Annotated in this window: 30 protein-coding genes, 2 tRNA genes and 1 pseudogene; 19 read left to right on the plus strand and 14 right to left on the minus strand. The window is 53.7% G+C overall.

Annotated features, from left to right (window positions below):
- Positions 1 to 9 precede the first annotated feature (9 nt).
- Complete coding sequence (gene glmM, locus VGA14_RS07160) at positions 10 to 1,386, minus strand: phosphoglucosamine mutase (protein WP_331003071.1); 1,377 nt, start codon at positions 1,384 to 1,386, stop codon at positions 10 to 12.
- A gap of 58 nt (positions 1,387 to 1,444) precedes the next feature.
- On the opposite strand from glmM, the gene VGA14_RS07165 reads away from it, so the two are divergent.
- Positions 1,445 to 1,552, plus strand: a tRNA-Leu gene (locus VGA14_RS07165).
- 262 nt (positions 1,553 to 1,814) lie between these two features.
- Here VGA14_RS07165 and VGA14_RS07170 read toward each other — a convergent pair.
- The 4 genes from VGA14_RS07170 to VGA14_RS07185 are packed head-to-tail and all read right to left on the minus strand — an operon-like array spanning position 1,815 to position 5,299.
- Positions 1,815 to 3,119, minus strand: a complete 1,305-nt coding sequence (locus VGA14_RS07170) for a sodium-dependent transporter (protein ID WP_331003072.1) — start codon at positions 3,117 to 3,119, stop codon at positions 1,815 to 1,817.
- A 57-nt stretch (positions 3,120 to 3,176) separates the two neighbouring features.
- Positions 3,177 to 3,815 carry a pyridoxal 5'-phosphate synthase glutaminase subunit PdxT gene (gene pdxT, locus VGA14_RS07175; RefSeq protein ID WP_331003073.1) on the minus strand — a complete coding sequence of 213 codons (639 nt, stop codon included), beginning with the start codon at positions 3,813 to 3,815 and terminating at the stop codon, positions 3,177 to 3,179.
- A complete protein-coding gene (pdxS, locus tag VGA14_RS07180) occupies positions 3,812 to 4,777 on the minus strand; it encodes a pyridoxal 5'-phosphate synthase lyase subunit PdxS (protein WP_331003074.1) in 966 nt (321 codons plus the stop codon). The genes pdxT and pdxS overlap by 4 nt, the downstream gene beginning before the upstream one ends.
- A 42-nt stretch (positions 4,778 to 4,819) precedes the next feature.
- On the minus strand, positions 4,820 to 5,299 hold the full coding sequence (locus VGA14_RS07185) for a hypothetical protein (RefSeq protein WP_331003075.1): 480 nt from the start codon (positions 5,297 to 5,299) through the stop codon (positions 4,820 to 4,822).
- A 79-nt stretch (positions 5,300 to 5,378) separates the two neighbouring features.
- On the opposite strand from VGA14_RS07185, the gene VGA14_RS07190 reads away from it, so the two are divergent.
- From VGA14_RS07190 to VGA14_RS09605, 5 genes and pseudogenes are all read left to right on the plus strand, one after another.
- Positions 5,379 to 7,649: an aconitate hydratase gene (locus VGA14_RS07190; RefSeq protein ID WP_331003114.1), complete on the plus strand. Its 2,271-nt coding sequence runs from the start codon at positions 5,379 to 5,381 to the stop codon at positions 7,647 to 7,649.
- A gap of 35 nt (positions 7,650 to 7,684) precedes the next feature.
- Entirely contained in the window at positions 7,685 to 7,819 is a 135-nt protein-coding gene (locus tag VGA14_RS07195) for a hypothetical protein (RefSeq protein ID WP_331003076.1), read from the plus strand.
- 63 nt (positions 7,820 to 7,882) lie between these two features.
- Positions 7,883 to 9,829: a 2-oxoacid:ferredoxin oxidoreductase subunit alpha gene (locus VGA14_RS07200; RefSeq protein ID WP_331003077.1), complete on the plus strand. Its 1,947-nt coding sequence runs from the start codon at positions 7,883 to 7,885 to the stop codon at positions 9,827 to 9,829.
- Positions 9,830 to 9,950: 121 nt separating this feature from the next.
- Positions 9,951 to 10,967, plus strand: a pseudogene (locus tag VGA14_RS09600) (LAGLIDADG family homing endonuclease); the annotation flags it as partial.
- On the plus strand, positions 10,968 to 11,891 hold the full coding sequence (locus tag VGA14_RS09605) for a 2-oxoacid:ferredoxin oxidoreductase subunit beta (RefSeq protein WP_349257152.1): 924 nt from the start codon (positions 10,968 to 10,970) through the stop codon (positions 11,889 to 11,891). It begins immediately after the preceding pseudogene.
- 546 nt (positions 11,892 to 12,437) lie between these two features.
- Here VGA14_RS09605 and VGA14_RS07210 read toward each other — a convergent pair.
- The gene (locus tag VGA14_RS07210) at positions 12,438 to 12,650 is read right to left on the minus strand and encodes a hypothetical protein (RefSeq protein ID WP_331003079.1); all 213 of its coding nucleotides are present in this window, start codon (positions 12,648 to 12,650) and stop codon (positions 12,438 to 12,440) included.
- A 552-nt stretch (positions 12,651 to 13,202) separates the two neighbouring features.
- Positions 13,203 to 13,277 (minus strand) — tRNA-Arg (locus tag VGA14_RS07215).
- A gap of 74 nt (positions 13,278 to 13,351) precedes the next feature.
- Here VGA14_RS07215 and VGA14_RS07220 point away from each other — a divergent pair.
- Together VGA14_RS07220 and VGA14_RS07225 are read left to right on the plus strand one after the other, a co-directional pair.
- A complete protein-coding gene (locus tag VGA14_RS07220; RefSeq protein WP_331003080.1) occupies positions 13,352 to 13,504 on the plus strand; it encodes a hypothetical protein in 153 nt (50 codons plus the stop codon).
- Positions 13,501 to 13,707, plus strand: coding sequence for a hypothetical protein (locus VGA14_RS07225; RefSeq protein ID WP_331003081.1), 207 nt, complete (start codon positions 13,501 to 13,503; stop codon positions 13,705 to 13,707). The genes VGA14_RS07220 and VGA14_RS07225 overlap by 4 nt, the downstream gene beginning before the upstream one ends.
- 12 nt (positions 13,708 to 13,719) lie before the next feature.
- Here the strand turns inward: VGA14_RS07225 and VGA14_RS07230 are convergent, their stop codons facing one another.
- Positions 13,720 to 13,968 (minus strand): Lrp/AsnC ligand binding domain-containing protein, encoded by a 249-nt coding sequence (locus VGA14_RS07230; RefSeq protein WP_331003082.1) that lies wholly within the window; start codon positions 13,966 to 13,968, stop codon positions 13,720 to 13,722.
- Positions 13,969 to 14,003: 35 nt separating this feature from the next.
- The gene (locus tag VGA14_RS07235) at positions 14,004 to 14,171 is read right to left on the minus strand and encodes a hypothetical protein (RefSeq protein WP_331003083.1); all 168 of its coding nucleotides are present in this window, start codon (positions 14,169 to 14,171) and stop codon (positions 14,004 to 14,006) included.
- A 122-nt stretch (positions 14,172 to 14,293) separates the two neighbouring features.
- Between VGA14_RS07235 and VGA14_RS07240 the strand changes: the two genes are divergently transcribed.
- The 5 genes from VGA14_RS07240 (at position 14,294) to VGA14_RS07260 (ending at position 18,007) form a co-directional block, all read left to right on the plus strand.
- Positions 14,294 to 14,788 (plus strand): cupredoxin domain-containing protein, encoded by a 495-nt coding sequence (locus VGA14_RS07240; protein ID WP_331003084.1) that lies wholly within the window; start codon positions 14,294 to 14,296, stop codon positions 14,786 to 14,788.
- 88 nt (positions 14,789 to 14,876) lie between these two features.
- Entirely contained in the window at positions 14,877 to 15,650 is a 774-nt protein-coding gene (gene sufC, locus VGA14_RS07245) for a Fe-S cluster assembly ATPase SufC (RefSeq protein WP_331003085.1), read from the plus strand.
- A gap of 131 nt (positions 15,651 to 15,781) precedes the next feature.
- Positions 15,782 to 16,471: a chlorite dismutase family protein gene (locus tag VGA14_RS07250; RefSeq protein WP_331003086.1), complete on the plus strand. Its 690-nt coding sequence runs from the start codon at positions 15,782 to 15,784 to the stop codon at positions 16,469 to 16,471.
- 4 nt (positions 16,472 to 16,475) lie between these two features.
- On the plus strand, positions 16,476 to 17,024 hold the full coding sequence (locus VGA14_RS07255; protein WP_331003087.1) for a DUF1802 family protein: 549 nt from the start codon (positions 16,476 to 16,478) through the stop codon (positions 17,022 to 17,024).
- Positions 17,021 to 18,007 (plus strand): aldo/keto reductase, encoded by a 987-nt coding sequence (locus VGA14_RS07260; protein ID WP_331003088.1) that lies wholly within the window; start codon positions 17,021 to 17,023, stop codon positions 18,005 to 18,007. Before VGA14_RS07255 ends, VGA14_RS07260 begins: the two co-directional genes overlap by 4 nt.
- On the opposite strand, the gene VGA14_RS07265 is transcribed toward VGA14_RS07260, so the two are convergent.
- On the minus strand, positions 18,004 to 18,999 hold the full coding sequence (locus VGA14_RS07265; protein WP_331003089.1) for an Lrp/AsnC family transcriptional regulator: 996 nt from the start codon (positions 18,997 to 18,999) through the stop codon (positions 18,004 to 18,006). The two genes, VGA14_RS07260 and VGA14_RS07265, sit on opposite strands and share 4 nt — an antisense overlap.
- 152 nt (positions 19,000 to 19,151) lie before the next feature.
- On the opposite strand from VGA14_RS07265, the gene VGA14_RS07270 reads away from it, so the two are divergent.
- A complete protein-coding gene (locus tag VGA14_RS07270; protein ID WP_331003090.1) occupies positions 19,152 to 19,331 on the plus strand; it encodes a hypothetical protein in 180 nt (59 codons plus the stop codon).
- Between the two features lie 34 nt (positions 19,332 to 19,365).
- On the opposite strand, the gene VGA14_RS07275 is transcribed toward VGA14_RS07270, so the two are convergent.
- Complete coding sequence (locus VGA14_RS07275) at positions 19,366 to 19,647, minus strand: winged helix-turn-helix domain-containing protein (protein ID WP_331003091.1); 282 nt, start codon at positions 19,645 to 19,647, stop codon at positions 19,366 to 19,368.
- Positions 19,648 to 19,747: 100 nt separating this feature from the next.
- On the opposite strand from VGA14_RS07275, the gene VGA14_RS07280 reads away from it, so the two are divergent.
- Both VGA14_RS07280 and VGA14_RS07285 read left to right on the plus strand, forming a co-directional pair.
- Complete coding sequence (locus VGA14_RS07280) at positions 19,748 to 20,239, plus strand: hypothetical protein (protein WP_331003092.1); 492 nt, start codon at positions 19,748 to 19,750, stop codon at positions 20,237 to 20,239.
- Entirely contained in the window at positions 20,209 to 20,781 is a 573-nt protein-coding gene (locus VGA14_RS07285; protein ID WP_331003093.1) for a YkgJ family cysteine cluster protein, read from the plus strand. The genes VGA14_RS07280 and VGA14_RS07285 overlap by 31 nt, the downstream gene beginning before the upstream one ends.
- On the opposite strand, the gene VGA14_RS07290 is transcribed toward VGA14_RS07285, so the two are convergent.
- The 3 genes from VGA14_RS07290 to VGA14_RS07300 are packed head-to-tail and all read right to left on the minus strand — an operon-like array spanning position 20,770 to position 22,751.
- The gene (locus VGA14_RS07290; protein ID WP_331003094.1) at positions 20,770 to 20,988 is read right to left on the minus strand and encodes a DUF504 domain-containing protein; all 219 of its coding nucleotides are present in this window, start codon (positions 20,986 to 20,988) and stop codon (positions 20,770 to 20,772) included. The two genes, VGA14_RS07285 and VGA14_RS07290, sit on opposite strands and share 12 nt — an antisense overlap.
- Positions 20,985 to 21,479 (minus strand): 3-isopropylmalate dehydratase small subunit, encoded by a 495-nt coding sequence (leuD, locus tag VGA14_RS07295; RefSeq protein ID WP_331003095.1) that lies wholly within the window; start codon positions 21,477 to 21,479, stop codon positions 20,985 to 20,987. The genes VGA14_RS07290 and leuD overlap by 4 nt, the downstream gene beginning before the upstream one ends.
- Positions 21,480 to 22,751: a 3-isopropylmalate dehydratase large subunit gene (locus VGA14_RS07300; protein WP_331003096.1), complete on the minus strand. Its 1,272-nt coding sequence runs from the start codon at positions 22,749 to 22,751 to the stop codon at positions 21,480 to 21,482.
- 108 nt (positions 22,752 to 22,859) lie between these two features.
- Between VGA14_RS07300 and cofE the strand changes: the two genes are divergently transcribed.
- Genes cofE through VGA14_RS07315 form a run of 3 tightly spaced genes read left to right on the plus strand, consistent with a single transcriptional unit; the run spans position 22,860 to position 24,785 of the window.
- Positions 22,860 to 23,600 (plus strand): coenzyme F420-0:L-glutamate ligase, encoded by a 741-nt coding sequence (gene cofE / locus VGA14_RS07305; RefSeq protein WP_331003097.1) that lies wholly within the window; start codon positions 22,860 to 22,862, stop codon positions 23,598 to 23,600.
- Positions 23,601 to 23,660: 60 nt separating this feature from the next.
- On the plus strand, positions 23,661 to 24,209 hold the full coding sequence (locus VGA14_RS07310) for a hypothetical protein (RefSeq protein WP_331003098.1): 549 nt from the start codon (positions 23,661 to 23,663) through the stop codon (positions 24,207 to 24,209).
- A 48-nt stretch (positions 24,210 to 24,257) separates the two neighbouring features.
- Entirely contained in the window at positions 24,258 to 24,785 is a 528-nt protein-coding gene (locus VGA14_RS07315; RefSeq protein ID WP_331003099.1) for a hypothetical protein, read from the plus strand.
- Positions 24,786 to 24,792 lie beyond the last annotated feature (7 nt).

A 24,792-nucleotide genomic window follows, 5' to 3' on the forward strand; every position in this document is an offset into this window, starting at 1 on the left:
GGAAGCGTATTAAAAACGTTTCAAATCACTCATGCTGGCCCTGACTATCCTGCTATACTCGTCCACCTTGGAGTCAAGGAGCGACTTGTCAGTCGATTCTGCATACATGCGTATCAAAGGCTCCGTCCCTGACGGCCTGACCATCAGCCACGTCTCGTCGTCTATCCATATTTTCGCGCCGTCCATCGTTTCAATCTTCTTGGGGCTGCCGTGCTCGACGCAAGCTTTCATAACCTTGCTGACCACTTCGCGGGAGCTCAGTGAAAACTTGGTCTTTATCTTGAACGTCCTCGGTAGCATTTCCACCAGATTTGAAAATGACTCGCCGGCTGACGCAAGCATGTTAAGAACGAGTGCGGTCGTCATCGAGCCATCCCTGACTTCGTTCAGAGGGCCATACATGAATCCGCCGTTTTCTTCGAGCCCGAGCGGGGCCTTTCTGTTTACCATTTCCCTTGACACCTCGACGCTTCCCACTTTTGTGTACGCCACCTTCAGACCTACTTCCTCGGCCACTTTGGAGAGTACCATCGAGGTGTTGACTGGGCACACAATCTCTGCGCAGGGGTGCCTTTGCGCAAGCAGGTTTTTTATCAAAAGAGCGCCGGTCACGTCGCCCCAGTAGATGCTGCCGTTATTGTCGCAGAATATGCTCCTGTCACCGTCGCCGTCAAAAGCGACGCCAAAGTCAGCCTTGCCCGAGCGCACAGCTTCGGAAAGGACGCCAAGGTTGTCCGGCGTGGGCTCTGACTCGCGGCCGGGAAAGTCGCTATCGATGTTGCCGTTTATCGCGATGACCCTGCACCCTAGCTTTTGTGCTATCGCGGGAGCGCACAGTGCCTGCACGCCATTGCCCAAGTCCATCGCCAACGTGAATCGCTTTGACTGTATCTTTTCGGCGTCAACAAGCGACAGAACCTTCTCAGTGTAAGAAGGAATGACGTTTTCATCCGCGTATTCTCTGCCGTGCCCGTCAGTCGTCGCAAAACGTTTTTCGTAGTAAATGTCCTCAACCTTCAGCTCGTCCTCCCTTGAAATCTCGACGCCGTCAGGCGCCGTCAGCTTGAGTCCGTTGTACTCTGGCGGGTTGTGCGACGCGGTTATCATGATGCCGCCGTTATAACGGCCGCTTTTTGCGGCAAGCTGCAGGCAAGGCGTCGGCATCAGGCCGGCATAGCCGACATCAAGGCCGGCAGAGTTGAGCGTCGAGCGTACCAGCACTGACACAGCGGGGCTTGACCTGCGCCCGTCGTAGCCCACAACTAATGGCCCCTTGCCATAGTACGTGGCCATAGCGTAGGTGAGATCGATAACCAGATCGTTTGTGAGGTCCTTGCCGTAGACCCCCCTGACCCCGTTTGTGCCAAAAAGCCTCTGTCTTTGCATTTCAAAACTGTTACAATGTAACAATAGATAAATTTGGCTGCTGACCGGTGCTGTTGATGCGGGGGTCGCCAAGCCCGGTCAACGGCGCAGGGCTTAGAAATGGCAACTAACTGCCACTGCAACCCTGTTCCTTAGGGATTCGTGGGTTCAAATCCCACCCCCCGCACTATTTCTCAATGGCCAGACGAGACTGCAGAGAGAGAAATCCCTGTGCTTGATGGTTGTAACCGCGTCGTCATTTGCAGTGGCGGTGACCTTGTCAAAGTCAAATTTGTCCCCGTCAGGTGATGCCTGCCTTTATCACGAAATCGGCTATGTTTGTTAGCATAGTTGCGCTTCCTGCCGGCACCGCCTACCTGATGCCATCCTGATCCTCTTAGCGGCCCACAGACTACCGGGCGCGCCCATCAAAGAAAAACAAACGTTGCTCACCTTGCCACCTGCGTGAGCAGAGTTGCCACTACGAGCAGGGGCAGGGCGACCCTTGCGACGGATACTAGGCCGGCAGGAACCCTAACGCGGCTGTACAGGTTCACCTGCTCTGTTAGGATTTTCTTGTCCAAGAACCACGTCGCGGCTATGGCAAATATCGCGCTAGTCACCGGCAGGCCGTAAGTGGTTACCGCAGCATCGACGACGTCAAGCACTACCGCGCCCGCTACGTTGAGATCCATCGCGCTGTAGCTTAGCGCCGACGGCAGGCCGGCTGCAAACGACGCGATTCCAATTATGGCCGACGCCTTGCGCCTGCCAAGTCCTAGCGTATCCTCGAGCGCCGAGACAGGCAGCTGGAACATCGAGACCGAGGATGCTATACCTGCTAGGAACAACATGACAAAGAATAGGGGCGCTATGACGGTCCCGAACTCTATTGCCGAGAACACTTGCGGCATCACCTTGAATACCAGTGTGGTTCCCTCGACTGGGTTTGCCCCCTGCGAAAACACGAACGAGAAGACCATCAGGCCGGACACAAGCGCGACTGCAGTGTCCGCGCCGATGATTACAAGCGACGACGACAGAACCGAGCGCCTGTGATCGATATAACTGCCGTAGGTCAGGAGCACGCCCATGCCTATTGAAAGCGAAAAGAACGCTTGGCCAAACGCTGCTGACCACACTTGGGGGTCTGAAAACGAGGTCGCGTCCGGAGTGAGGTAGAACGCGACGCCTCTGTCGGCACCGGGCAGAGTCAAGCCTATCGTGGTGAGGGGCGCCATTATGGCAACAAAGAGCAGTATGCCGTACTTACTCACCCTCTCTATCCCCCTGCTGACGCCGGTCCTGATTACCAAGTAGTTGATGGCGGCAACTGCTGCAAACGATAGGAGCGGGTACCCCGACTGCGAGTACTCTTCAAACGATACGGCCGTGCCCGTCACATACATTACAAAATATGACAGTATCCAACCAAGGATCGCCATGTAGTAGCTCAGTATGCTAAAGGTGACTGCGACCATCAACGCGCCGACCCATGCAAAGCGCTTCCTGATGTTTCTCAGGGCCGAGATGATCGAAGTCTGGTAGTAACTTCCGAGCACAAGCTCGAGTACCATGAACGAGAGGCCAAACGTAAAGACAACGACGAGGTATATTGCTAGAAAGGCCCCGCCGCCGTTCTCCCCGGTTACGGAGGGAAACCGCCAAATGTTGCCGATGCCGACGGCCGAGCCTATTGCGGCAAAGATAAATCCGCCATACGAGCCCCACCTCTCGCGGCCGGAGACCTGCACGGAAGCGCTATGCGGACACTGCTATTAAGTAAGTGGTATGCGTTCAACGCAATCTACTTACTTGGTGCGTCTGTAGTCCAGCGCCATCTTGACGAACTGTTTGTGCATTCTGACGTCGCCGGCAAGTTCGGGGTGGAATGACGTGCCGATGATGTTCTTCTGCTTCACGGCCACTATCTTGCTGGCATGAGTGGCAATGACCTCGACGTCCTTGCCTGCCTCGCTCACGGCCGGCGCCCTAATAAATACGCCCTTGAACGCGCCTTTGCCCAGCATGTCTATCTTCAAGTCAGCCTCAAACGAGTCGTTCTGCCTTCCAAACGCGTTGCGCTCTATCACGATGTCCAAGTTGCCTGTGGTCTTTTGCTTGGTCTCTCCAACCGCGTGGTCGTATACCTTCTTTGAAAGCATTATCATGCCAGCGCAAGTGCCGAGCACGGGCATCCCGTCGGCTATGCGCTTTTTCAAGATAGGAAGCGAGCGCTGTATTGCGGCAAGCGCAGTCTGGACCGTGCTTTCGCCGCCGGGCAATATCAGGCCGTCAACCTTCTCCATTTCTTCGGGGTAGCGCACGAGCTCCACCTTGCCGTTTATCTTCATTTCCTCAACCGCCTGCTCTGCCGCGGCGACGTTCTCTTCAATGTCTCCCTGAAAACCCAGGACTCCTATCGTCAGCTGATGCTTCTTCTTCTTCAAGCCGACTGTCCCCTTTCCTGCATCTTCAGCTCTAGGTTCTTGGTGTCGAGTCCCAGGAGCGACTTTTTCTCGTCGACCATCTTTTGAGCTTCCCTCACTATCTTGGCGTCGTCGTAAAACGTGGTCGCAAGCACCACTGCGCGTGCGCGCTGCGCCGGGTCCTCTGACTTGAATATTCCAGAGCCCACGAAAACGCCGTCGCACCCAAGCCTCATAAGAAAAGCTGCGTCAGCCGGAGTAGTTATGCCTCCTGCCGCGAAATTGACAACAGGCAACCTGCCAAGGCGCGCGGTTTCCTCTGCTATTGCAAAAGAGACCTTTAACTCGCGGGCCGCCTTCATCAGCTCTTGCCTGTCGTTATCTTGATAATGCGATCTAATCCTCCTGATGTCGTTGTTGACCATGCGGATGTGCGTCACGGCTTCAGCGACGTTGCCGGTCCCCGGCTCGCCCTTTGTGCGTATCATCGCGGCGCCTTCCTCTATCCTCCTGAGTGCCTCTCCAAGGTTCTTGGCGCCGTTGACAAAAGGCGTGGTGAAATCCCACTTCCAGATGTGGCGCTCCTCATCTGCCGGCGTTAGCACCTCGCTCTCGTCTATCATGTCGGCGCCGGTTATCTCTAGCACGCGCGCCTCGTCAGTGTGGCCTATCCTGCATTTGGCCATAATCGGAATAGTCACGGCGTCCATTATCTCTTCAATGACCTTGATGCTTGCAGTCCTGGCGACGCCTCCTGCCTTGCGCACGTCATAGGGAAGCTTGTCCAGAACCATGACCGCTACCGCTCCAGCTTCTTCGGCTATGTGGGCCTGCTCGACGTTTGTCACGTCCATGACAACGCCGTGTTTTTGCATGTGGGCAAAGCCCCGCTTGAGAAGCGTGGTCCCGCGAACCGTCTTTACCTGCTCGTCCACCTTGACGCCCTTTGCGCGCGGCTCGCTGGAAACAAGAGATATAGTCATTTACAGCCAGTCTGCGCCGAAACGCTCTATATAGATATTGTCTCAGGGCCTGTCCATGACGGCGTCAAGCTGAGAGCCGATGTTTGTGATTATGGGCGGTATGACACCCTCATGCACATCCGGGTCGACCCAGTTGAACGTTTTCTGGCCCTCGTCGTTGCGTACGCGGAGCGTATATTTCGTGAACTCGGTCGCGTCGTCTGATTGCGGATAGTTTGTCACAGGTATCTGCATGAATCCCGTTTCGAGTATGTACGCCCTGATCCTGCTCAATTCTTCGCTTGAAAGAGAGAGCCGCCTTTCCTGGCCACCTATCTGCGTGTAGGTGGCAGAGCCGTCTTCTGCGATGCTCAGCAGTTCAGCGCTCTGCGTCGCAAGACCGGCATCAGTGCTTGCAAGATGCTGCCGGCTGTACTCAATGCTCAGGTCAGACTGCGGCCCCCGGTTCAGGTTTGGGAGCGCAATAAGCGCCGCCATCACGGCGACGACTGCTACAAGGACCAGGACAAACTTTCTAGCCAACCGCCTCTCTGCGGCGGCCGGTCGTTATTAAAGGATAAGGAAAAAGAGATATTGGACAAAACCGCCGGTTCTCGTGCAGATGGTAGCGATAGAGACAACGCCTGCGCTCGCCAAGAAGGTGTACGATAAGCTTGGAGCAAACATTGCCGAGTACAGAAAGCTGGTAAAGAGACCACTGACGCTTTCTGAAAAAATCCTGGTCGGTCACCTTGATGGCCAGGTTCACGAGCCTGAAAGGGGCAAGAGTTACGTTTTCCTGAACCCGGACAGGGTCGCGCTCCAGGACGTGACGGGGCAGATGACAATCCTGCAGTTCATGCAGGCGGGATTGAAGCGGGTGAAGCTGCCGACCACGGTGCACTGCGACCACCTGATACAGGCCAAGGTGGACAGCGCGACTGACACGCGCTTTGCACTCGTGCAGAACAATGAAGTTTATCAATTTCTAGAGTCTGCGTGCCGCAAGTACAGCATCGGGTTCTGGAAGCCGGGCGCCGGCATCATCCACCAGGTCGTTCTTGAGAACTATGCTTTCCCCGGAGGCCTCATGATAGGCACCGACTCGCACACCCCGAACGCCGGCGGACTTGGCATGGTCGCAATCGGCGTTGGGGGCCTCGACGCGGCGGAGGTGATGGCCGGCATGCCCTGGGAACTGTTGTATGCGAAAAGGATAGGCGTCTACCTGAAGGGCGAGCTGAGCGGCTGGGCCGCGCCAAAGGACATTATACTGTACGTTGCTGCCAAGCTGACTGTGTCCGGCGGCACGAATGCCATCATCGAATATTTCGGCCCCGGCGCAAGGTCTATAAGCTGTACCGGCAAGGCCACGATAACAAACATGGGCGCAGAAATCGGTGCCACCTGCTCGGTGTTTGCCTACGACGAGCGAATGGACGCCTACCTGCGTGCGACCGGCAGGCCAGAGCTTGCGGACCTTGCAAACATGCACAAAGAACTGTTGACGGAAGACCCCGAGGTGGAAAAGGACGCCGCCAGATACTTTGACCAGCTCATTGAGATTAACCTCTCGTCGTTGGAGCCTCACATAGTCGGCCCTCACACGCCCGACCTCGCAAGGCCGGTATCGAAAATGGCCGAGGACGTGGGCAAGAACAATTACCTTGACATCATTTCAGTGGCGCTCATCGGAAGCTGCACCAACTCTTCGTACGAGGACATGTCACGCGCGGCCGACATCGCAGAGCAAGCCAAAAAGCACGGCATAAAGACAAAAGTGCCGCTCCAAGTTACACCCGGCTCGGAAATGATCCGCGCTACCATAGAGCGGGACGGGCAGATGCAAATACTGAAGGAAATCGGTGCAAACGTGCTAGCAAACGCCTGCGGCCCGTGCATCGGCCAGTGGAGCAGGCCAGAGCTGAAAAAGGGCGAGCCCAACACTATTGTCACTTCATACAACCGCAACTTCCCAGGCAGGAACGACGGGAGGCGGGAGACCATGAACTTTATCGGCAGCCCCGAGCTTGTTATCGCGCTTGCGCTTGGCGGCAGGCTCTCATTCAACCCTTTGAAAGATGAATTGACGGCGCCTGACGGCAAAAAGTTCAGACTGCAGCCTCCAAAGCCCGCGCCTGAAGTGCCAAAGGCCGGCTTTGCAGAGGCAAGGGACGTGTACGTGCCGCCCGCTGAAAACCCTGACAGCATTGAAGTGGTTATAGACCCTGCAAGCGACCGGCTCCAAAAGCTTGCGCCTTTTGCAAAGTGGAACGGCAAGGACGTTGAACAATTACCTGTGCTTGCAAAGACAAAGGGCAAGACGACGACAGACCATATCTCGCCGGCAGGAGCCTGGTTGATGTACCGCGGTCATCTAGACAGAATAAGCGACAACTTGCTTCTTGGCGCGGTGAACGCGTTCCGCGACGGCCAGGTTGGAAACGGCAAGAACCAGCTTACGGGACAGGTCGAGCCTTACCCGCACGTGGCTCGCGACTACAAGACAAAGGGCCTACGCTGGGTCATAGTGGGCGACAGCAACTACGGGGAAGGGTCAAGCCGCGAGCACGCGGCCATGACTCCGCGCTACCTAGGCTGCGCGGCGGTAATAGCAAGGTCGTTTGCAAGGATACACGAGACGAACCTGAAAAAGCAGGGCGTCCTCGCGCTCACATTTGAAAACCCGGCCGACTATGACAAGATAAAAGAAGAGGACGACCGGCTGAGCATCGCCGGCCTTGCAGAGATGCAGCAGGGCAAGCCCCTGAAATGCGTCATACAGCACGCCGACGGCACCTCCGATGAAATATCGTTGACACACTCGTACAATCAGGCGCAGATCGGCTGGTTCAAGGCAGGATCCGCGCTAAACCTGATGCGCTCTCAGTAAAAAGTATAAAAACTTTGGATGCGGTGAGCTAGCAGATGGCAAGCGACGAGGTCGTCCTGTGCGACTACTGCGGCAACAGTATCGAGTCGTGCATGTGTGTCTGCCCCTATTGCGGGCAGAAGGACTCGTGCGAGTGCTGCATACTGGACGCCGCGACTGGCGGCGGTTGACTGTTTTCCTTTTTCAATTTGTAAACTATTAAAAGCAAGAAATGGGGACCAGAAATAATAGTCATGATCACAAACTCTCTATCCTGGGTCATCGGCGGCGGGCAGGGGTCCGGGGTGGATTCTGCCGCAAACATATTCTCCAGGGCGTGCGCGGTTGGCGGCCTGCACGTGTTTGGCAAACGCGAATACTATTCAAACATCAAGGGCGAGCATAGCTACTTTACCGTACGAATCGCAGAGAAGCCGATAAGGTCATCCGTAGACGAGATCAACGTGCTTGTGTCGTTTGACGCCGAGACCGTGTTCAGGCACTTTAACAAGGTGACGAAAGGGGGCGCGATATTCTACGACGCCAATGCTTCCGAGACCAAGGTCGACGAAGTGCCGACCCTCGACGACCCGGCTGCAAGGCGGATAAAAACAATGCTTGAAAAGGGCGGGCTTGGCACGACGGTCAACGATGCGCTCGAGTTTGCGAAAAAGAACGGTGCCGTCCTGTACTCAATGCCCTACTTCAAGCTGCTCGAGGAGTTTGCGTCCAATATGAACAACCCGTCGCTCAGCAAGCTCACCCGCATGACAAACGTTATGGCGCTTTCCGCGTCGATGGCGCTCCTTGATTTTGACACCGACTCGCTTGCAAAGGCCATACGCTACATCTTCAAGGCAAAGGAGAGCGTGGCTGAGATGAACGTCAAGGCCGCGTCGCACATCTACGGATATGCCAAGCAAAAACTGGACCCTGCGGGGTTCGAGTACCGCTTGAAGATTCGTCCTGCAGACAGCAACATGATGATAGTGCTTGGCAACCAGTCGTCGGCGATGGGCAAGATGGTCGCAGGCTGCAGATTCCAGACATACTACCCCATCACCCCCGCGTCAGACGACAGCGAGTACCTGGAATCACATGAGATACTCGACATTTACGACTCGGGCAAAAAGGGCTCGACTGTTGTCATGCAGACAGAAGACGAGATAGCCGCGATAACGATGGCAATTGGCGGAGCGCTCTCGGGGGCGAGGTCCGCGACCGCGACTTCGGGCCCAGGCTTTTCGCTCATGGCAGAGGCGCTCGGCTGGGCCGGCATTAACGAGGTCCCGGTCGTAGTATCACTGTACCAGCGCGCAGGGCCGTCGACGGGTCTGCCGACGAGGCACGAGCAGGGCGACTTGCAGTTTGCGATAAATGCTGGCCATGGCGAATTCCCGAGGATCGTGTTTGCGTCAGGCGACATCGAGGAGAGCTTTTACGACAGCATCAAGGTGTTCAACTTTGCCGACAAGTACCAGATGCCTGTCATTCACCTGCTGGACAAGGCCATTGCAAACAGCGTGATGACCTGCAAGGTTTTCGATCCAGCAAGAGTCAAGATAGAGCGGGGCGCGCTTGCCACGAAGATAACGGAGAAAGACAAGGGGGTGGCCGGCAGTTACCTGCGCTTCAAGCTGACAGACAATCCGATAACCACGAGAATTCCCCTTGGCACAGAAGACGCGATATTCTGGAACACGGGCGACGAGCACACGGAAGAAGGCCATATCACCGAAGACCCCGAGATGAGGGTGCGCATGGTGGACAAGCGAATGGACAAGCTCGAGCTCGCCCTGAAGGAAATCCCAGACGATGACAAGGCGGTGATGTTTGGCGATCCAAAGGCCGACGTCGCGATAATAAGCTGGGGCTCGACCAAGGGCGCTATACTGGACGCTATGGAGATGCTCGAGGCGGAGGGCAAGAAGGTGCGCTTTGTGCAGGTGCGATTGTTAAATCCGTTCCCTACCGAACTGGTGAAGTCTATGCTTGCAGGCGCCAAGGCCGTTGCCGACATCGAAATGAACTACCTCGGCCAGCTAGGCGCGCTTGTCAGCCAACATGTCGGCCGCGCGCCCGACTACAAAGTCGTCAAGTACAACGGCAGGCCGATGTCGCTTGAGGAAGTTTATAACGCCGTGATGCAAATAATTTCCGGAGATGCTGCAAGGAGACAGGTGCTGAAAGGTGGCACTTAAACCAGCTGACTACAAGACAGAGGTGCACAACGATTGGTGCGCAGGCTGCGTACTGCCTGACACTACCATACACTGCAACCCTTCTGCGAAACAGATTCAAGATGTTAGAGTGGGCGAACGGGTGCTTGGCAGGGACGGCAAGTTCCATAAGGTAACTGAAATAATAAGCCACATTCACAGGGGCAGGATGTTTAGGATAGTGACAAAGTGTTTCGGGGAAACCTTTGCAACTCCCGAACATCCGATTCTCGTAGTAAAGCGCGCAGACCGGAACAAGAAGCTACACAACACCAGTTACGACGCCGTGTGGAAGAGGGCTGACGAGGTCGAGGAAAAGGACTACCTCATCTATCCCATACAGAAGGAGCAGGAGGACAGGGACCACATTGATGTCGATTACCACATGCGTAAGAAAGACACGGTGAGCAAAGAACTGCCGCCGAGAATACCTTTGGATGCAGGCTTTCTGCGGTTGATCGGTTACTATATTGCAGAAGGATGCGTGCACGACCGCGAGATAGGCTTTGCGTTTCACGTCGATGAAGTTGAATTCCTAGACGATGTAAAAGAAACCATGATGCGGGTGTTTGGCCTGAAAGGGTCTCTTCGCACAAAGGGGAAGGGAATTACAGTGACTTTCTATTCTGCTCCGCTTGGCAGGCTGTTCTTGGAATGGTTTGGCAACGGGGCTTACAACAAGAAAATACCGCATTTTGCGATGTTGCTTCCAGTCGAAAAACAGGCAGAGCTGATAGAAGGGCTATGGAGGGGCGACGGCTGGGTCAACACCCAACAGCTGCGCGCAAACTTCAAGACAACCTCAAACACGCTCTGCGAGCAGGTAAAGACTCTCCTACTAAGGCAGTGGATAGTGCCTGTGATTTCCGTGACAAAAGCAAGCGGAATACACAAAAAATCGTTCTCTGTTCAGGTAGTGAATGACCGCGACTTTGCTGTTCTGTGTAGGGTCTTGGGCAGGGAGTACGAGTCAGGTCCGCATGTTGGCAAATCGCCTTCCTCGCTTCTAGGTCCTGACTATGTCCTGCTACCTATCAAGAAGATCGAGAGTTTCGATTACAGCGGGCCCGTGCACAACCTCGAAGTAGACGATGTCAACTCGTATGTTAGCGAGAACGCCATACTACACAACTGTGGCGATTTCGGGATACTTAACGCCATACAGATGGCACTTGCCGACATGCAGATCCCGCCGCACAAGGCGACGATATTCTCCGGAATAGGCTGCTCGGGCAAGACGCCTCACTTCATAAAGACGTACGGCATTCACACGCTTCACGGCCGCGTACTGCCATTTGCGCAGGGAGCGAAACTTGCAAACCCTGACCTTCAGGTTATCGCGGTTGGCGGCGACGGCGACGGGCTTGGCATTGGTGCTGGCCACTTTGTTAGCGCCGGCAGGCGCAACGTGGACATGACCTACATCATATTCAACAATGCCGTTTATGGGCTGACAAAGGGACAGGCGGCGCCGACTTTGAAACTTGGCATGAAAACGAAATCATTGCCGCAGCCAAACATGAACAACTCTGTAAACCCCATTGCGCTTGCCTTAGTCTCCGGCTTTACATTCATTGCACGGGGGTATTCGTATGACGTCAGGCACCTCAAGGATATCATCAGAAAGGCAGTCGAGCACAAGGGACTGGCGTTTGTAGACGTGCTACAGCCGTGCCCGACTTACAATGACATCAACACTAAAGAGTGGTTCCAGGGCGCGGACCTAGTCGATCCTACCACAAAGAGGGCGATGCCGCGCATTTACAAGATGGAGGATCAGGGGTACGACGGCATAGTGCGTGACCCGTTAGAAATGAACGACAAGATGGCCAAGGTGATAGAAAAGTCAAACGAGTGGGGCGACAAGATACCCATCGGCGTGTTTTACCAGAACGAGCACATCTCCACGTACCAGGAAAGGATTGCTGCCAGGATTGAAAATTACCGCGAAGAGCCGCCAGCGCGCCAGCAGATAGCCGACGCAAGCGGCAAGACTGTGACGAACATCGAGCGACTGCTGAATGATCTCAAGGTAGACAAGTAAGTAAGCGGGCCCGGAGGTTTACGGAAGGATTTCCTCTCATGTCCCTTCTGGGGATTCGGATTGCGGCTGATCCGCAGATCAACCCGATCAAGGGAGCCGCCACGAAGCCAGAGAGAACGGGAGAGTGATCACCATATAATCTAATCAACAATCACCGAATATGCTGTTACTGTAAACTCCTCCATCAACTTCAAGCCGAATCACGATTGTATATACACCTTCATTGTACTCGCTTATTGCAGGCTGAATTTCGAACTGAATATCAATAGACTTACCCGCAAATCCTGTACGCCCACGCCAGCTAATCAACCGCTGCGAATATTGCTATAGACCTAATATCTAATTGTAGAGTATACAATTATTGTCACTAAAACGTAGCAAAGTTATTGTTACTCATTTTCCACAGATCTAGCGTTTTATTGAAGAAAACTACTCGAATCTACTCGTCAAAACTCGCTTTTATCATGCCATCAACGCATATACGTCACGTTGGAGGTGACAATATCTCTGCTAACAAAGTGTGACAATAAATATGCCACTCCACATCTAATAGTTGCTCTTCAATGCTTTTTCTATCTCATAAAGAGCTCTAGTAATGTAATCATCTGTCAAGTATGATGGTATGTGCAACTTTTTGGTGTGCGGAAGCATTGCGTTGATAACTAACAGAATCTTTAGCTGACGGTCAGGATCACGTTCATACTTACACTTCTCAATAAGGCTCTCTATGTCGCCAAGTGTGCCGGCATCCAGTTCCAACGAGTTAGAAGAGTCGTGGCTGAAGAATAAGTTGATTGTGTGATACTTAACTACATGCAAGTAACGGATGAGCTTCAACTGCCGTTTACATGTCCCTCATCTCTTTTCTATCACTCATTACCATTACTCCCTGTACCCTCACGCCCCGCCAATGTGCATTGCGGCAAAAATTCTACTCGTTAAGAAAGCGACCAGAGTTATGTAAGAACAAAAGAGTACATGCGGTTGAAGCAACTAGTACTCCTCATCTTTATCCTACTATCATTGTGTGCTTCAAAGAATGAACGACAGTCGATCATAGAAGTTTCATTGTCACCAAGATAATCAAGTATCCTTCAATAGTTGCTAGCTATGGCTTCGCTAGTCGTAAGCACACGAGCATATTGCTTGGCAAGCGAGAGGGAACGACTAACCGTCTTAGGCCTCCGCTCTTTTCTCAGAAAAGCTTCAAATCCCAAGAAATCCACATCATTCTCTACCTGTAGGGAAATTTTCGCTATTAGTAGAGAACTACAAAAAGATGCTGTTGCGGCTTCCTCTACATGAGAAGAGCGGGCCCGGAGGGCTTCGATCCCACGACCTGCGGTTCCGAAGACCGCCGCGATATCCTGGCTACGCTACGGGCCCTTTCTTGCAATAAGGGGAGCCACTATATCAAGCCTGATCGAAATAGTAATCAAGCCCAAAGCCCAATTACCCGTGTGCTGGGCATACGGCAGCTTTTCTGCGACCACGGCGAGTCGTTTGCTTACCGCAAGTACGACGACTACGAGTTCACCGAGTACTGCCGCTGCAAGAGTTGCGGCAAGGTGCTCAAGTCGTTTGCCGGCTTTGACGAGGATATGAGGGGATGAACCGGTACCTAACTATGCTGATACTCATCTGGTGGACCGGCGCAGGAATAGCGACTGTCGCCATTTTCGTGCCTATATATGACAACTATCTTGTCGTGAGCGGGATAGGCTGGGCCATCCTGGTGGTGGCAACAGGACTCATATTTGTTGAAATGAGGCGGATAAAGGCAGAAGACAAAAAGAAGGAAGAACTGAAGGGCTAGCTTGCTAGCTAGCTATCCCTTTCCGCCCTGCTCTTCGATTACGACGAGTGTGACCGTCGACGTGATCCCCGGAATCTTGCGGATCTTGTTCGTGATCACGTGGTTCATCGCCTCCGTGTTTTCCGACTTGACCTTGACAAAGATGTCGTGGACGCCGTAGGTGCCCCTTACCTCCTTTACGTCCGGGAATTTCGATATCTCGGCGATTAACTTTTCCTCGGAGCCCAGCGTGCAGTTCACGAGTATGTAGGCTGTTGGCATATGGGGGAATGGCGGAATAAAGTATTTAGGCTTTCCTACCTCTTGGTCACGTCGCGCCTGTCAGGGGCGATGTAGTGCTCGGTTAGCTTTTGGCTGTAGCAGGCGCCGCAAAGGTCGCCTTCGATGTTCCACTCAGGCATGGACCTGTATCTAAACGTCATCTCGTTGCCACACGCCCCGCACTTGCTAGATGTCTTGGCCATCAGCTGACATTCCACATTGCCTTCCAAGATAAAAGTCATTCCAAACGATTGCAGTGCATTGCATTGCAGGCGGGTTGCCGGGCCTAAAAGGAATTAATATAGGTACAGAAATACGCTTGGATATGGGCAGACCCGGAGTCATCGCTTTTCCCGTCCTGCTTGTACTTGGCGCAATAACAGGCTACCTCGCATATGACTGGATGGTGGTCAAGGCGACGCCAGTTGAGGGCGTATACGACAACTCTCCATACCGCAAAGAGCTAGCGCAGGAGCCACAGAAGGAGGATACCGCGTCTGCGGCAAACGAATCAGAATCGTCCGTGGTGACCATAACTATCCTGAAAGGGTCGTCGGTGCAGGGCTCGCCCGACTATGATCCCGACTCCTCGACAGTCCCGCTCGACGCCACGATAAGGTGGGTCAACGACGACTCGACGCTGCACACCGCGACTTCAGGCACAGGGTTTTCAGACGAAGATTACGGCTCGGTTTTTGACACGAAATTTCTGGCCCACGGAAAGGAATACAGCATCGCCGCTTCGGACATAGGGGCCGGTGAATACACATACTTTTGCCAGGCCCACCCGTTTATGGTAGGCACGCTGGCCATCGAGTAACCCACCAAATCACACCGGCAAAGGTTGTGAATATTCCAAATATAACGACGTTAAGTCTAAATACCTACAAAGCAGAAGAAAAAGGAACATGGCATTTCTGGAGATAAAGGACTTGCGCGTTAGCATCGATGGCAAGGAGATACTTTCGGGCCTCAACCTCAACATAGACAAGGGCGAGGTGCACGCCATCATGGGACCAAACGGCTCGGGCAAGAGCACGCTTGCAAACGCTGTCATGGGCAACCCCAAGTACCACCTCGACTCTGGTGAAATCAGGGTCAAGGGCGAGCTTATCAACACCATGCCGACCGACCTCCGGGCAAGGAAGGGGATTTTCCTTGGATTCCAGTACCCGATTGAAATATCTGGCGTCGGCTATTCGCACTTTTTGCGGAACGCCTACAACCAGCTGAACAAGTCTCTTGCAGAAGAGCAGAACCGCGAGGTCTTCCTGACTGTAAGAGAGTTCCACGAGTACGTGAAAAAGAATCTGGCCGAAGTGGGGCTAGATCCGTCGTTCCTCGGCCGCTACCTCAATGAAGGTTTTTCAGGCGGAGAAAAGAAGCGCTCAGAGGTAATGCAGATGCTCGTTCTAAAGCCCAACATCGCCATACTGGACGAGCCTGACTCGGGGCTTGACATCGACTCCGTAAAGGCAGTTGCAGAGGCGATAAACCACCTGATAGACACCGGAGCCGGCGTTCTTGTCATCACCCACTACGCTCGCATCCTGCGATACCTGAAAAAACTCGACTACGTCCACGTCGTCGCCAAGGGCAAGGTGATAAAGTCGGGCGGCAAAGAGCTGTCCGAGGAACTGGAAACCAAGGGCTACGGCTGGCTGGGCCTCGAAGACAAGTAAGTAAGTAAGTAAGAAGTGATGGCTTGCTTGAACGAGTGAGTAAGTAATCGGTTATGTTGCAATGCTCTGCAAGTGACATCCGGCTGCCCGGTGCCTAGTTTTAAATATGGAAAGGGCGCCATCTTTCCAACATGTCGGAAGACAAAAAGAAGCCGCCGGCCCAGGTCTTTCTCAACTTTTCGTTTTTCAAGGTCGACCCCAAGTGGCGCTGGCTCAACGAGATAGGCCGCGACGAGGCAGCAAAAGAGTTCGCAAGCTTGGTCGAGGTCGCAAACACCAAGATGAAGGTGCGCACCTACTCGACGCTCGGGCTTCGCGCGGACGCCGACTTTATGATATGGATGATCTCCGACAACGTGGAAAAGATGCAGGTCATGGCGTCCAAGATATACAGCACCGTTTTTGGTAAGTACATAGAGTCCTCACACGTGTTCCTGTCGGCAAGCAGACCGTCTGTCTATGCAAACAAGACGACGCCTGGATTCATGACCGACGAGCCTCCGATGAAATACGTTGTCGTTTACCCGTTTATCAAGTCTAGGGAGTGGTACCTCATGCCGTTTGAGGAGCGCAAGCAGATGATGGAAGAGCACATCGCAGTCGGCAGGAAATACCCACAGGTGCGCCTGAACACCACGTACTCGTTTGGCATAGGCGACCAGGACTTCATGCTTGCCTTTGAGACGCCGGACCTTGTCGTGTTTCAGGAACTGATAATGCGGCTGCGCGAGACCCAGGTAAGCAAGTACATCGTGCGCGACACGCCAATGATCCCATGCGTTCACAAGAACATCGAGGACATTGTCAAGAGCCTAGGGTGATCTGGTGCAGGCACTGAAAGAGTGGGCAGTCGTTTGCAGGGCGCTGGAGGAGGGACGCCAGGCCGTGCTTTTGCGCAAGGGCGGGATACTCGAATACCGCCAGGGCTTTGAAGTAAAGAAGCACGACAAGTTTCTGCTGTTTCCCACGTACGAGCACCAGTCTACAGAGCACCTTCAAGCAGACTATGCGGGCAGGCTTGCAACGGTGCTGAAAGAGCAGCCGCCAAACAATGTTAGCATCATGTCAAGCTATGCAGAGGCAAGGCGCGTCGCCGAGATAAAGGACCCTTCTAAACTCCGCAAGCTTGAAAGATACCATGTCTGGAACGAAAGCTATGTTAATGCGAGGATGGCCTATAACCCCAAGAAGCCAATGAGTGTGATACTTGTCCGGGTATACAACCTGCCAAGCCCGATCCGCGTTGACACAAGGCAAGAGTGGGCCGGATGTAAGTCCTGGATACCGCTTGACATCGACGCTACAGGCAGGCATGCGCTTGACGACTGTGCGTTTGCAAAAATAGAGTCTGAAGTGATGGAGGTATTGGCATGAAATACCGAAGGCTCGGCAAGAGCGACATCAAGGTAAGCGAGATAGGCTTTGGAGCCTGGACCATTGCTCTTGACTGGTGGGGCAAGAAAATCAGCGACGACGAGGCAATAAAGATGCTGAAAAAGGCATACGATCTTGGCATCAATTTCTATGAAATGGCAGACATGTACGGCAAGGGCAGGAGCGAGAAGCTTGTCGGCCAGACCTTCAAGGACATGCGTAATGAAGTCGTGTATTCCACAAAGTGGGGCTATGACATGTACGACGCCGAGCAGATAGGCCACAACGAACTGCCGCAAAAACATGACCCGGAATTCTTGCAGTTTGCGCTAAAGCAGAGCCTTGAACGATTGCAATCAGATTACATCGACGTGTACAGTCTGCACAACCCCAAGATGGACGCGATGCAGAACGATGAGCTGTTTGGCGCGCTTGATGACCTCGTGAAAAAGGGCACGTTAAGGAGCCACGGAGTCGCTCTCGGTCCTGCAATCGGCTGGAAGGAAGAGGGCATATTCTCGATAGAGAACCGCAACATCACGTGCCTGCAGACGGTCTACAACGTACTCGAGCAGGAGCCCGGCCGCGACCTGATGTCGTCTGCCAAGGAAAACGACGTGGGCATAATGGTGCGCGTCCCTGACGCATCGGGGCTGTTGACAGGCAAGGTAAAAGCCGACACCAAGTTTGACAAGAATGACCACCGCTCATTCCGCAAGGAGGAATTCATCAGGGAAGCGATGCAGAAAATAGACAATATGCGGCCGATTGCCGATGGCAAGGGCTGGAACATTACAGAGCTTGCGATAAAGTTCATCCTGTCGCAGCCGCAGATTTCTGTCGTGCTTCCAACAATGGTGAGCGTGGAGGAGCTGGAAATGTTCGCGTCCATTTCTGACGGCAACTACCTCTCGCCTACCGAGTCTGCCAGGCTGACAGAGATGTACGAGAACAACTTTTACGTCAAGCCCATCGCCGGCTAGACGAAGTACTTTACCCTCTCTTTCTTGAACTCCCGGGAGCTAAAGAGGATCCTATAGTCAGAGACGCTGATTACCTGCGACATCTCTATTGCCATCTTTTCCGCTGCAGCGAGCGACCTTGCGTGCAGCATCGAAAACACGTTGTACTTCCAGTCGGGGTAGACGGGCCTCCTGTAGCAGTGGCTAACCTGCGGAAACGCAGCGAGCTTGAACCCAACGGCGTCAACCACGTCCGGGGACACGTTCCACACCACCATGCCGTTTGCGACAAAGCCCGCATCGCGGTGGCGCAGTATGGCTGCGTACCGGCGCATCAGGCCATTATTCTCATATTCTCTCGCCTTGGCAAACAACTCCTGCGTCATTATCCCAAGGTTTTCTGCCATCTCTTTGAACGGTTCGGAAATGACAGGAAGATCCTTTTGCAATTCGCGGACAAACTCTTTATCGCGCTCGGTTATCTCGAGCCTTTCAGGGTTGAGCTCTTTGACCTCTTCTGTGGGCTTGGGCTTTTCCGCATCCTCGTTTACCATGTCAAGCTTGACGCCTATCTTGTACATCTTTAGCGTCGGGAGCAGGCGGTATTTCACCACGCCGTCAAGAGCGGACATCCTATCCAGTTCAACTTTCATGTCCGCATCAGGAGGGACTGCCAGCGTAAACCACATGTTGTACTCGTGGTTGCGCTCGTAGTTGTGGCTGACTCCGGGGTGCTGGTTCACCTTTTCCGCAACGGCGTCCAGCTTGTCGGGTTTAACTGCAAAGGCAATGAGCGCACTCCTGTAGCCGAGGCGCCTCGTGTCAAAAATCGCGTTTATCTGCCTTACCAGGCCCATGCTGCGCAAGCCTGTTATCCTGCGCATTGCCTCGTCCTCTGACATGCCGTGCTTCTTGCCAAGCTCGAGGTACGGCCTGTCTGCGAGCGGAAAGACCCACTGGATGTCGTTGAGAAGTTTTCTGTCGGTCTCGTCCAGCTGCTGGTTTGCCTGCATCTGTGCACCTGAAAATGATGGTTGATCTATTAAAAACCTACCTACAGCGCTCCAAGTGTTAAAGAAAGAATTCGTGACGCTCGGCTTGTATGGCAAAGTAGGTAAATAAGTCTGCCAAATAGTCTAAATATTATTTCAGAGTCAACCCTTTGATGGGCACAGTCATAATGCAACTTGTCTGCGACACCTGCAAGAAGGTTCTTCTTGAAAAGGAGGGCGAAGAGCACCTGCTGAACGAGCGGTTCCCAATAACACCCGAGGAGTCCCAGATTTTGGACAAGGAGCACCGTGGGCACGAATGCCACATCGAAGCTGTTCAAAAACTAGAGTAGCGCCGTCGATAATGATTGATTGACCGTAACTGCCCTAGAGGCCCAAGCCAAACGAGTCTGCGACTTCGGCAAACTGCTGGTACCTGCGCAGGTATTCCTTGCCCTGCTGGGTGATGACGTATATCCTTTGCCCGTCTAGGGACTGCTCGCTCATGAGCCCTGCCTGCACCAGCTTGCCTGCCACCGAGGCAAGCCTGCCATAGGAAAGGTTGGCCTTTCTCAAAAGCGAGGTGAGGTTGACGCCACCCATGCCCGATTCGTCTGTTATCCGCAGAACATCGCCCAAGATTTTGACGCTGTTCCGGTACGTAGTCATTCTGAATTGACAGCCTCCGGCCCATAATAAGCATTATGTAGTGAGGTTCTAAACCTTGCAACTGTGACATTTATAACTGAAATGCACAATTCCTGTAACCTTGAGCAGCAAGCCCACAACTTGGTTTAGGAACTTTATGGGCATCGGTTACCGCTACCACGACGTTTACATGAACGTCTTTCCGCTCTTTCCCAACAGGATGGCCGCTTACAAGCTGTGGAAAAAGACAATCGATTGGTGGCCCGACGTCGACATAAAGATCTCGTTCGTGGAGGAGGGCGACGACTACTGGTTCATACTGTACGGTGGGTCGAAATACTCCGGCGACAACACCGGTTTTGTAAAAAAAGTGCCCATATCGGAAAACTACAAGCGCTTCAAAGAGGGGTACGAGAAAAAGGCAATGTTGCGCTTCGGGGTATACAAGGAGAACACCGACCCGAAAAAGAAGGACAAGGATGGCGTGATGAAAAAGTTCGAGCTCGAGGTATTAAAGAAGACAAAATCGGTGTACAACATCTCATTTATACAGGCGTCGGAGCTTGACCCTGGGAGCGTCGAGTGGCAGTGCATACAGGCAAACCCGCAGTAAAGTTTTCCTGCGTGGAAGGATGCTCTGACTGCTGCATCTATCGCGACTATTACCCAACAAAAGAATTCGGCAAGATTGGCGTGTTGTTGCTGCCGGAAGAAAAGCATAGAATAGAAAATCTGGCGGAGCAAAAGGGCATCTCCGCGAAAATCGTTCCGCGCCTAGCAGTCGGCGTTGATGCACCTGAAAAAATCATCGCGTACCAAATGATGGGGAAAAACGACGGCGATTTCTGCCCGTTCCTTGACGTGGAAAAGCAGTCGCCCCACGGCGGGTACGCGTGCTCAATATACAAGGACAGGCCGCTTGCGTGCGCCGCCTACCCTGTGATTGACGCAGGCAGGGTGGCGACGCTTGACCCGCACTGCCAGTTCTGCAAGAAGCACTCTACAACCGCAAGCCTTGACGGAATCCAGGGCGAGCTGGAATCGCTTTCCAAGATAAAGGCGCAGGTCAGGGCCGGCGCCATGCGCGTGTGGCGCTACGCCACTGCAACAGGAAAGGAGTCAGTGTACCAGGAAGGCTGGGTCCTAGAGACTTGACTTTGTGTAAAGCGTCTCGTTCCCCCTCCTCACCCTTGTTATCCTACTTGCAGGAATGACTGAGAAATTCTCTGACATCCTCACAAACTCGTCTAGTGGAACTTCGACGATGCTTTCAAAGTCGCGGTAACTGACAAAATAAAGCGAGTAGTCGTCGGCATGGAGCGCCCTGCTGAAAATTTCTTCGAGTCTGCCTTTTTTCGTCAAGGCTTGTACTTCATCAGGCCGCCGGCCTCTACTATCTTGGCGATGAGCTCGGGGAAAGGCTTCATAGGGTACTGCTCGTTCTTGGTCACGTTCGTTATTTTGTTTTGCGCGATGTCTATCTCCAGCTCGTCCCTGTCAGCGATTTTCTTTACCGTCTCTCTGTCTATCTCTATGGGGAGCAGGTAGCCGCCGTCGACCGCGTTGCGGTAGAATATCCTTGCAAACGTAGGGGCAAGTATCGCCCTGATGCCTGTCAGCGAGAGCGCTATCGGGGCATGTTCCCTGCTAGAGCCGCAGCCAAAGTTGCTGCCTGTGACAAGAAAGTCGCCTTCCTGCACCTTCTCCGGGAACCTGGGGTCAAGGCCTTCGAGCGCGTGCTTTGCCAGTTCCTTGTGGTCGTGTATCTTCAGGTACGGGCCGGGAATGATGACATCCGTGTCGATGTTGTCCCTGTCGTACTTGTGCACCGTGCCCCTCAACGTCTTGTTCATCTATCTCACATCCCTCGGGTCAGTTATCCTGCCAGTTAATGCCGACGCTGCAACTACCAGTGGCGATGCAAGGTAAGTCTGCGACTCGACGTGGCCCATCCTGCCAGGGAAGTTGCGGTTGGTGGTGCTGATGCATACTTCGCCCTTGCCAAGCACGCCCATGTGCGCACCGCAGCAAGCTCCACACGTCGGCGGCCCCACAACTGCGCCGGATTCCATGAATATCTGTATCAGCCCCTCATTCATTGCCTTCATGTAGATAGACTGCGCTGCGGGCAGGACCTCGGTCCTTATCTTGACCTTCTTGCCCCTCATTATGTTGGCTGCAGCCCTCAGGTCCTCAAGTTTTGCGCCAGTGCATGAGCCGATGTATGCCTTGTCAAGCGCCGTCCCTTGCAACTCGCGCGCGGCAGAGATGTTGCCGGGAGAAAACGGCTTGGCAACAGTCGGCTCCATCTTGGTTGTTTCTATCGTGAAAATCTCTGCGAACTGAGCGCCCTCGTCGCCTTGCACAGGCGCGTAACGGGCGTCCGTGCGCTCGCGCAGGTACTCGTACGTCGTCTCGTCGGGCTCTATGATGCCATTCTTGGCGCCGGCCTCCGTCGTCATGTTCGTGAGCGTCAGGCGCTCTTCCATCGAAAGTTCCTTGACAACGTTGCCTGCAAACTGCATCGTCCGGTAGTTCGCGCCATCGGTGCCTATCTCGCCTATTATCTTCAGTATGATGTCCTTTGCCATGATGTGGGCCGGCTTGTCTCCCTCTATCTTGAACAGCATGGTCTCTGGAACTTTGAACCATATCTGCCCGTTCATGAGCACGTATGCCACGTCGGTGTGGCCAAAGCCGGCTGCAAAGGTACCCAATGCTCCCGTGGTGTTGGTGTGCGAGTCCCCTCCGACATATACCTCGCCGGGGAGCACCATCGCCTCCTCGTGAGATAGCGTATGGCAGATGCCGTACTGCCCCAGGCCGTACTTGAAATGCTTCTTTACTCCGTACTGCTTTGTAAAGTTGGAAAGCGCGATGACGTTTTCTGCCGATACCCTGTCTGCCGCCGGCACAAAATGATCTTCAGTGACCCACACCCTGTCTGGGTCCCATATTTTTTCAAATTTCAGTCCCTTCTTCTCCCACTCGGCAAATACCTTGATTACGCCAGGCCCCGACACGTCGTGCATCATGACCTTGTCTACTTTAGCGAAAACCACGTCGCCGGGCGACAGGTTTTGCCGGCCGGACGCGCGGGCGAGTATTTTTTCGGTAATCGTCATCGCCAAAACGGTATCGGTTGGAATTAGTCGCACGACGGATTAAAACCTTTGGCGGGTTGCATGAAAGCAAGAAAGAAAGATTAAACCCGTTGCGAATATCGTCACTGATTGGAGATATCTGCGATTTCCGTCCCGGCAAGGCTGGGCATGTTCGACCTCTTTGGGGCACTGCAAGGATTCGGATACCGCGACGGCGACATACTGGTTGTTTCAAGTAAGTTCGTGGCGATGTCAGAAGGGAGGGTTGTGAAACTCGACACGGTCAGGCCAGGCGCAAAGGCAAAGAAACTTGCAAGAAAATTCAAAATGGACGCCAAGCTTGCCGAAATGGTGCTGCAGGAGGCCGACCTGATAGTCGGGGGCATCCCCGGCTTTGCCCTTGCTATACGCCGGGGCATGATGGCGCCCAACGCCGGCATTGACAAGTCAAACGTACCGGCGGGGCACGTCATTCTGTATCCGAAAAACCCGTTTGCAAGCGCGGAAAAGCTGCGGCGCAGGTTCCAGGACAAAGGAATAAAGCTGGGCATCGTCTTCGCTGACAGCCGGCTGATGCCCACGCGCAGAGGAACGACCGGCATTGCTATAGCGTGCGCCGGCTTTGAGCCGGTGGAAGATGACCGGGGCAAGAAGGACCTATTTGGCAACACACTCCGGGTCACATTCCGGGCGGTGGCAGACAGCCTGGCCACGGTCGGCGTGGCGTTGATGGGCGAGTCGGCAGAATCCACGCCGGCTGCCGTCGTTCGCGGCTTTCAAGTCACGTGGACCGAGAGGCGGCTTTCGTGGCGCGACATGGCAGTGTCCGCAAAAAGGGACATCTACTTCAGAGGCACAAGGTTGCTATGAATGAGGTGCATTTGCACAGAGCTTTTATAGCGCGTCGATAGATCCTAGTTTAACGCCCATATGTCGGAATTCCTTACAGCTTACCCGCGTACCAGCATCGCTAGGGGCTTCCGCGCCTTTATCAAGCGCGAAGAAGTGGAGCTGGACCACCTCAGCCTAATGGTCAAGACCAAGAAGGACGAGATTGTCAAAGCACTACTTTCCGAGGGCTTCAAGACCACCCGGCTAGAGAACAAGAAGCCAAACCAGATTGGATGTGGCCTTGCAAAAAGGCTTTCCAAGCCGTGGGAGATGCACGTAAGGCTGTTTGACATGCAGCAGGGCCTGATTGCCATTCAGGCGGAAGTCGAGATATCGCGCAGATACATCCAGCACATCCGTTCTGTTCGCGCGCCCGTTATTTACGAGGTGGAACAGATCCTGAAAAAGCACCAGATCGAGTACAAGATCTGGAACGCCAAGATCCGCGATTACATCACTCGCGTCATCGACAACCATGAAATAAAACTGGCTGCGCCATCATTTCCCGCAATATCCTGGAAGCACATGATAGGCTACGTCACGGCGCTCTCTGTTGTGTATCTGTTAAAGTTCGTCGGCGTATTCTAGCTAGCAAACAAACGCTTTAAAGTATTCGAATGGGTAATTCTGCAATCCTTGTCAGCCGCCTTCCGCTACTACAGCATCTCGCCCTGGGAGATAGAGACGCTCTACGACACGCTGAAGCGCTCGTTTGAGGTTGATGACGAGGAGGTGCAGCCGGACGACCCTCAGTACGTGAGCATGGTCGAGATAAGTTTCCCTGTTTTGTACGGCGAGTCGTTCTTCCAGGAATTCTCGATGGACAGCTGGCACAAGGTAAAGGAAGTGCTGAAGAACATGAAGCGTAGGCGGGGGAGGAGAGGTGTGAAAACGTACGTCAGGTTCGCCGGCTTTGGCGATACCACCATCCCAGTAGTGTTCCCGTTGCTGTCAAAGGGTGACAGGCAGTACGAGATGGGCATCGAAAAATTAGAGTATCTGGTGGACGTCGTGCCACTGCAATTAAGAACGGTGCCGGCAAGCGCGGAAGAGGTTTTGTATTCATACGACGAGGCGACGTTCAAGTGGAGCCCGGCGATCGCGCTGGTGCGGGGTATCAACTACTCGTACAAGAACGACGAGTGGCTGCCGCCGAAAAAGTGATCAGTCA

Source organism: Nitrososphaera sp. (assembly GCF_036397675.1).
Lineage (GTDB): Archaea > Thermoproteota > Nitrososphaeria > Nitrososphaerales > Nitrososphaeraceae > Nitrososphaera.

Excerpts from the sequence above, each read along its gene's own strand:
- VGA14_RS07230 (WP_331003082.1), bottom strand. The coding sequence starts at position 13,968 with ATGCCAACAGCCTACATACTCGTGAACTGCACGCTGGGCTCCGAGGAA.
- leuD (WP_331003095.1), bottom strand. The coding sequence starts at position 21,479 with ATGAACAAGACGTTGAGGGGCACGGTGCACAAGTACGACAGGGACAAC.
- VGA14_RS07200 (WP_331003077.1), top strand. The coding sequence starts at position 7,883 with ATGATCACAAACTCTCTATCCTGGGTCATCGGCGGCGGGCAGGGGTCC.
- VGA14_RS07225 (WP_331003081.1), top strand. The coding sequence starts at position 13,501 with ATGAACCGGTACCTAACTATGCTGATACTCATCTGGTGGACCGGCGCA.
- VGA14_RS07250 (WP_331003086.1), top strand. The coding sequence starts at position 15,782 with ATGTCGGAAGACAAAAAGAAGCCGCCGGCCCAGGTCTTTCTCAACTTT.
- VGA14_RS07265 (WP_331003089.1), bottom strand. The coding sequence starts at position 18,999 with ATGCAGGCAAACCAGCAGCTGGACGAGACCGACAGAAAACTTCTCAAC.
- pdxS (WP_331003074.1), bottom strand. The coding sequence starts at position 4,777 with ATGACTATATCTCTTGTTTCCAGCGAGCCGCGCGCAAAGGGCGTCAAG.
- VGA14_RS07300 (WP_331003096.1), bottom strand. The coding sequence starts at position 22,751 with ATGACGATTACCGAAAAAATACTCGCCCGCGCGTCCGGCCGGCAAAAC.
- VGA14_RS07260 (WP_331003088.1), top strand. The coding sequence starts at position 17,021 with ATGAAATACCGAAGGCTCGGCAAGAGCGACATCAAGGTAAGCGAGATA.
- VGA14_RS07310 (WP_331003098.1), top strand. The coding sequence starts at position 23,661 with ATGTCGGAATTCCTTACAGCTTACCCGCGTACCAGCATCGCTAGGGGC.
- VGA14_RS07235 (WP_331003083.1), bottom strand. The coding sequence starts at position 14,171 with ATGGCCAAGACATCTAGCAAGTGCGGGGCGTGTGGCAACGAGATGACG.
- VGA14_RS07270 (WP_331003090.1), top strand. The coding sequence starts at position 19,152 with ATGGGCACAGTCATAATGCAACTTGTCTGCGACACCTGCAAGAAGGTT.
- VGA14_RS07195 (WP_331003076.1), top strand. The coding sequence starts at position 7,685 with ATGGCAAGCGACGAGGTCGTCCTGTGCGACTACTGCGGCAACAGTATC.
- glmM (WP_331003071.1), bottom strand. The coding sequence starts at position 1,386 with ATGCAAAGACAGAGGCTTTTTGGCACAAACGGGGTCAGGGGGGTCTAC.
- VGA14_RS07275 (WP_331003091.1), bottom strand. The coding sequence starts at position 19,647 with ATGACTACGTACCGGAACAGCGTCAAAATCTTGGGCGATGTTCTGCGG.
- VGA14_RS07190 (WP_331003114.1), top strand. The coding sequence starts at position 5,379 with ATGGTAGCGATAGAGACAACGCCTGCGCTCGCCAAGAAGGTGTACGAT.
- sufC (WP_331003085.1), top strand. The coding sequence starts at position 14,877 with ATGGCATTTCTGGAGATAAAGGACTTGCGCGTTAGCATCGATGGCAAG.
- VGA14_RS07240 (WP_331003084.1), top strand. The coding sequence starts at position 14,294 with ATGGGCAGACCCGGAGTCATCGCTTTTCCCGTCCTGCTTGTACTTGGC.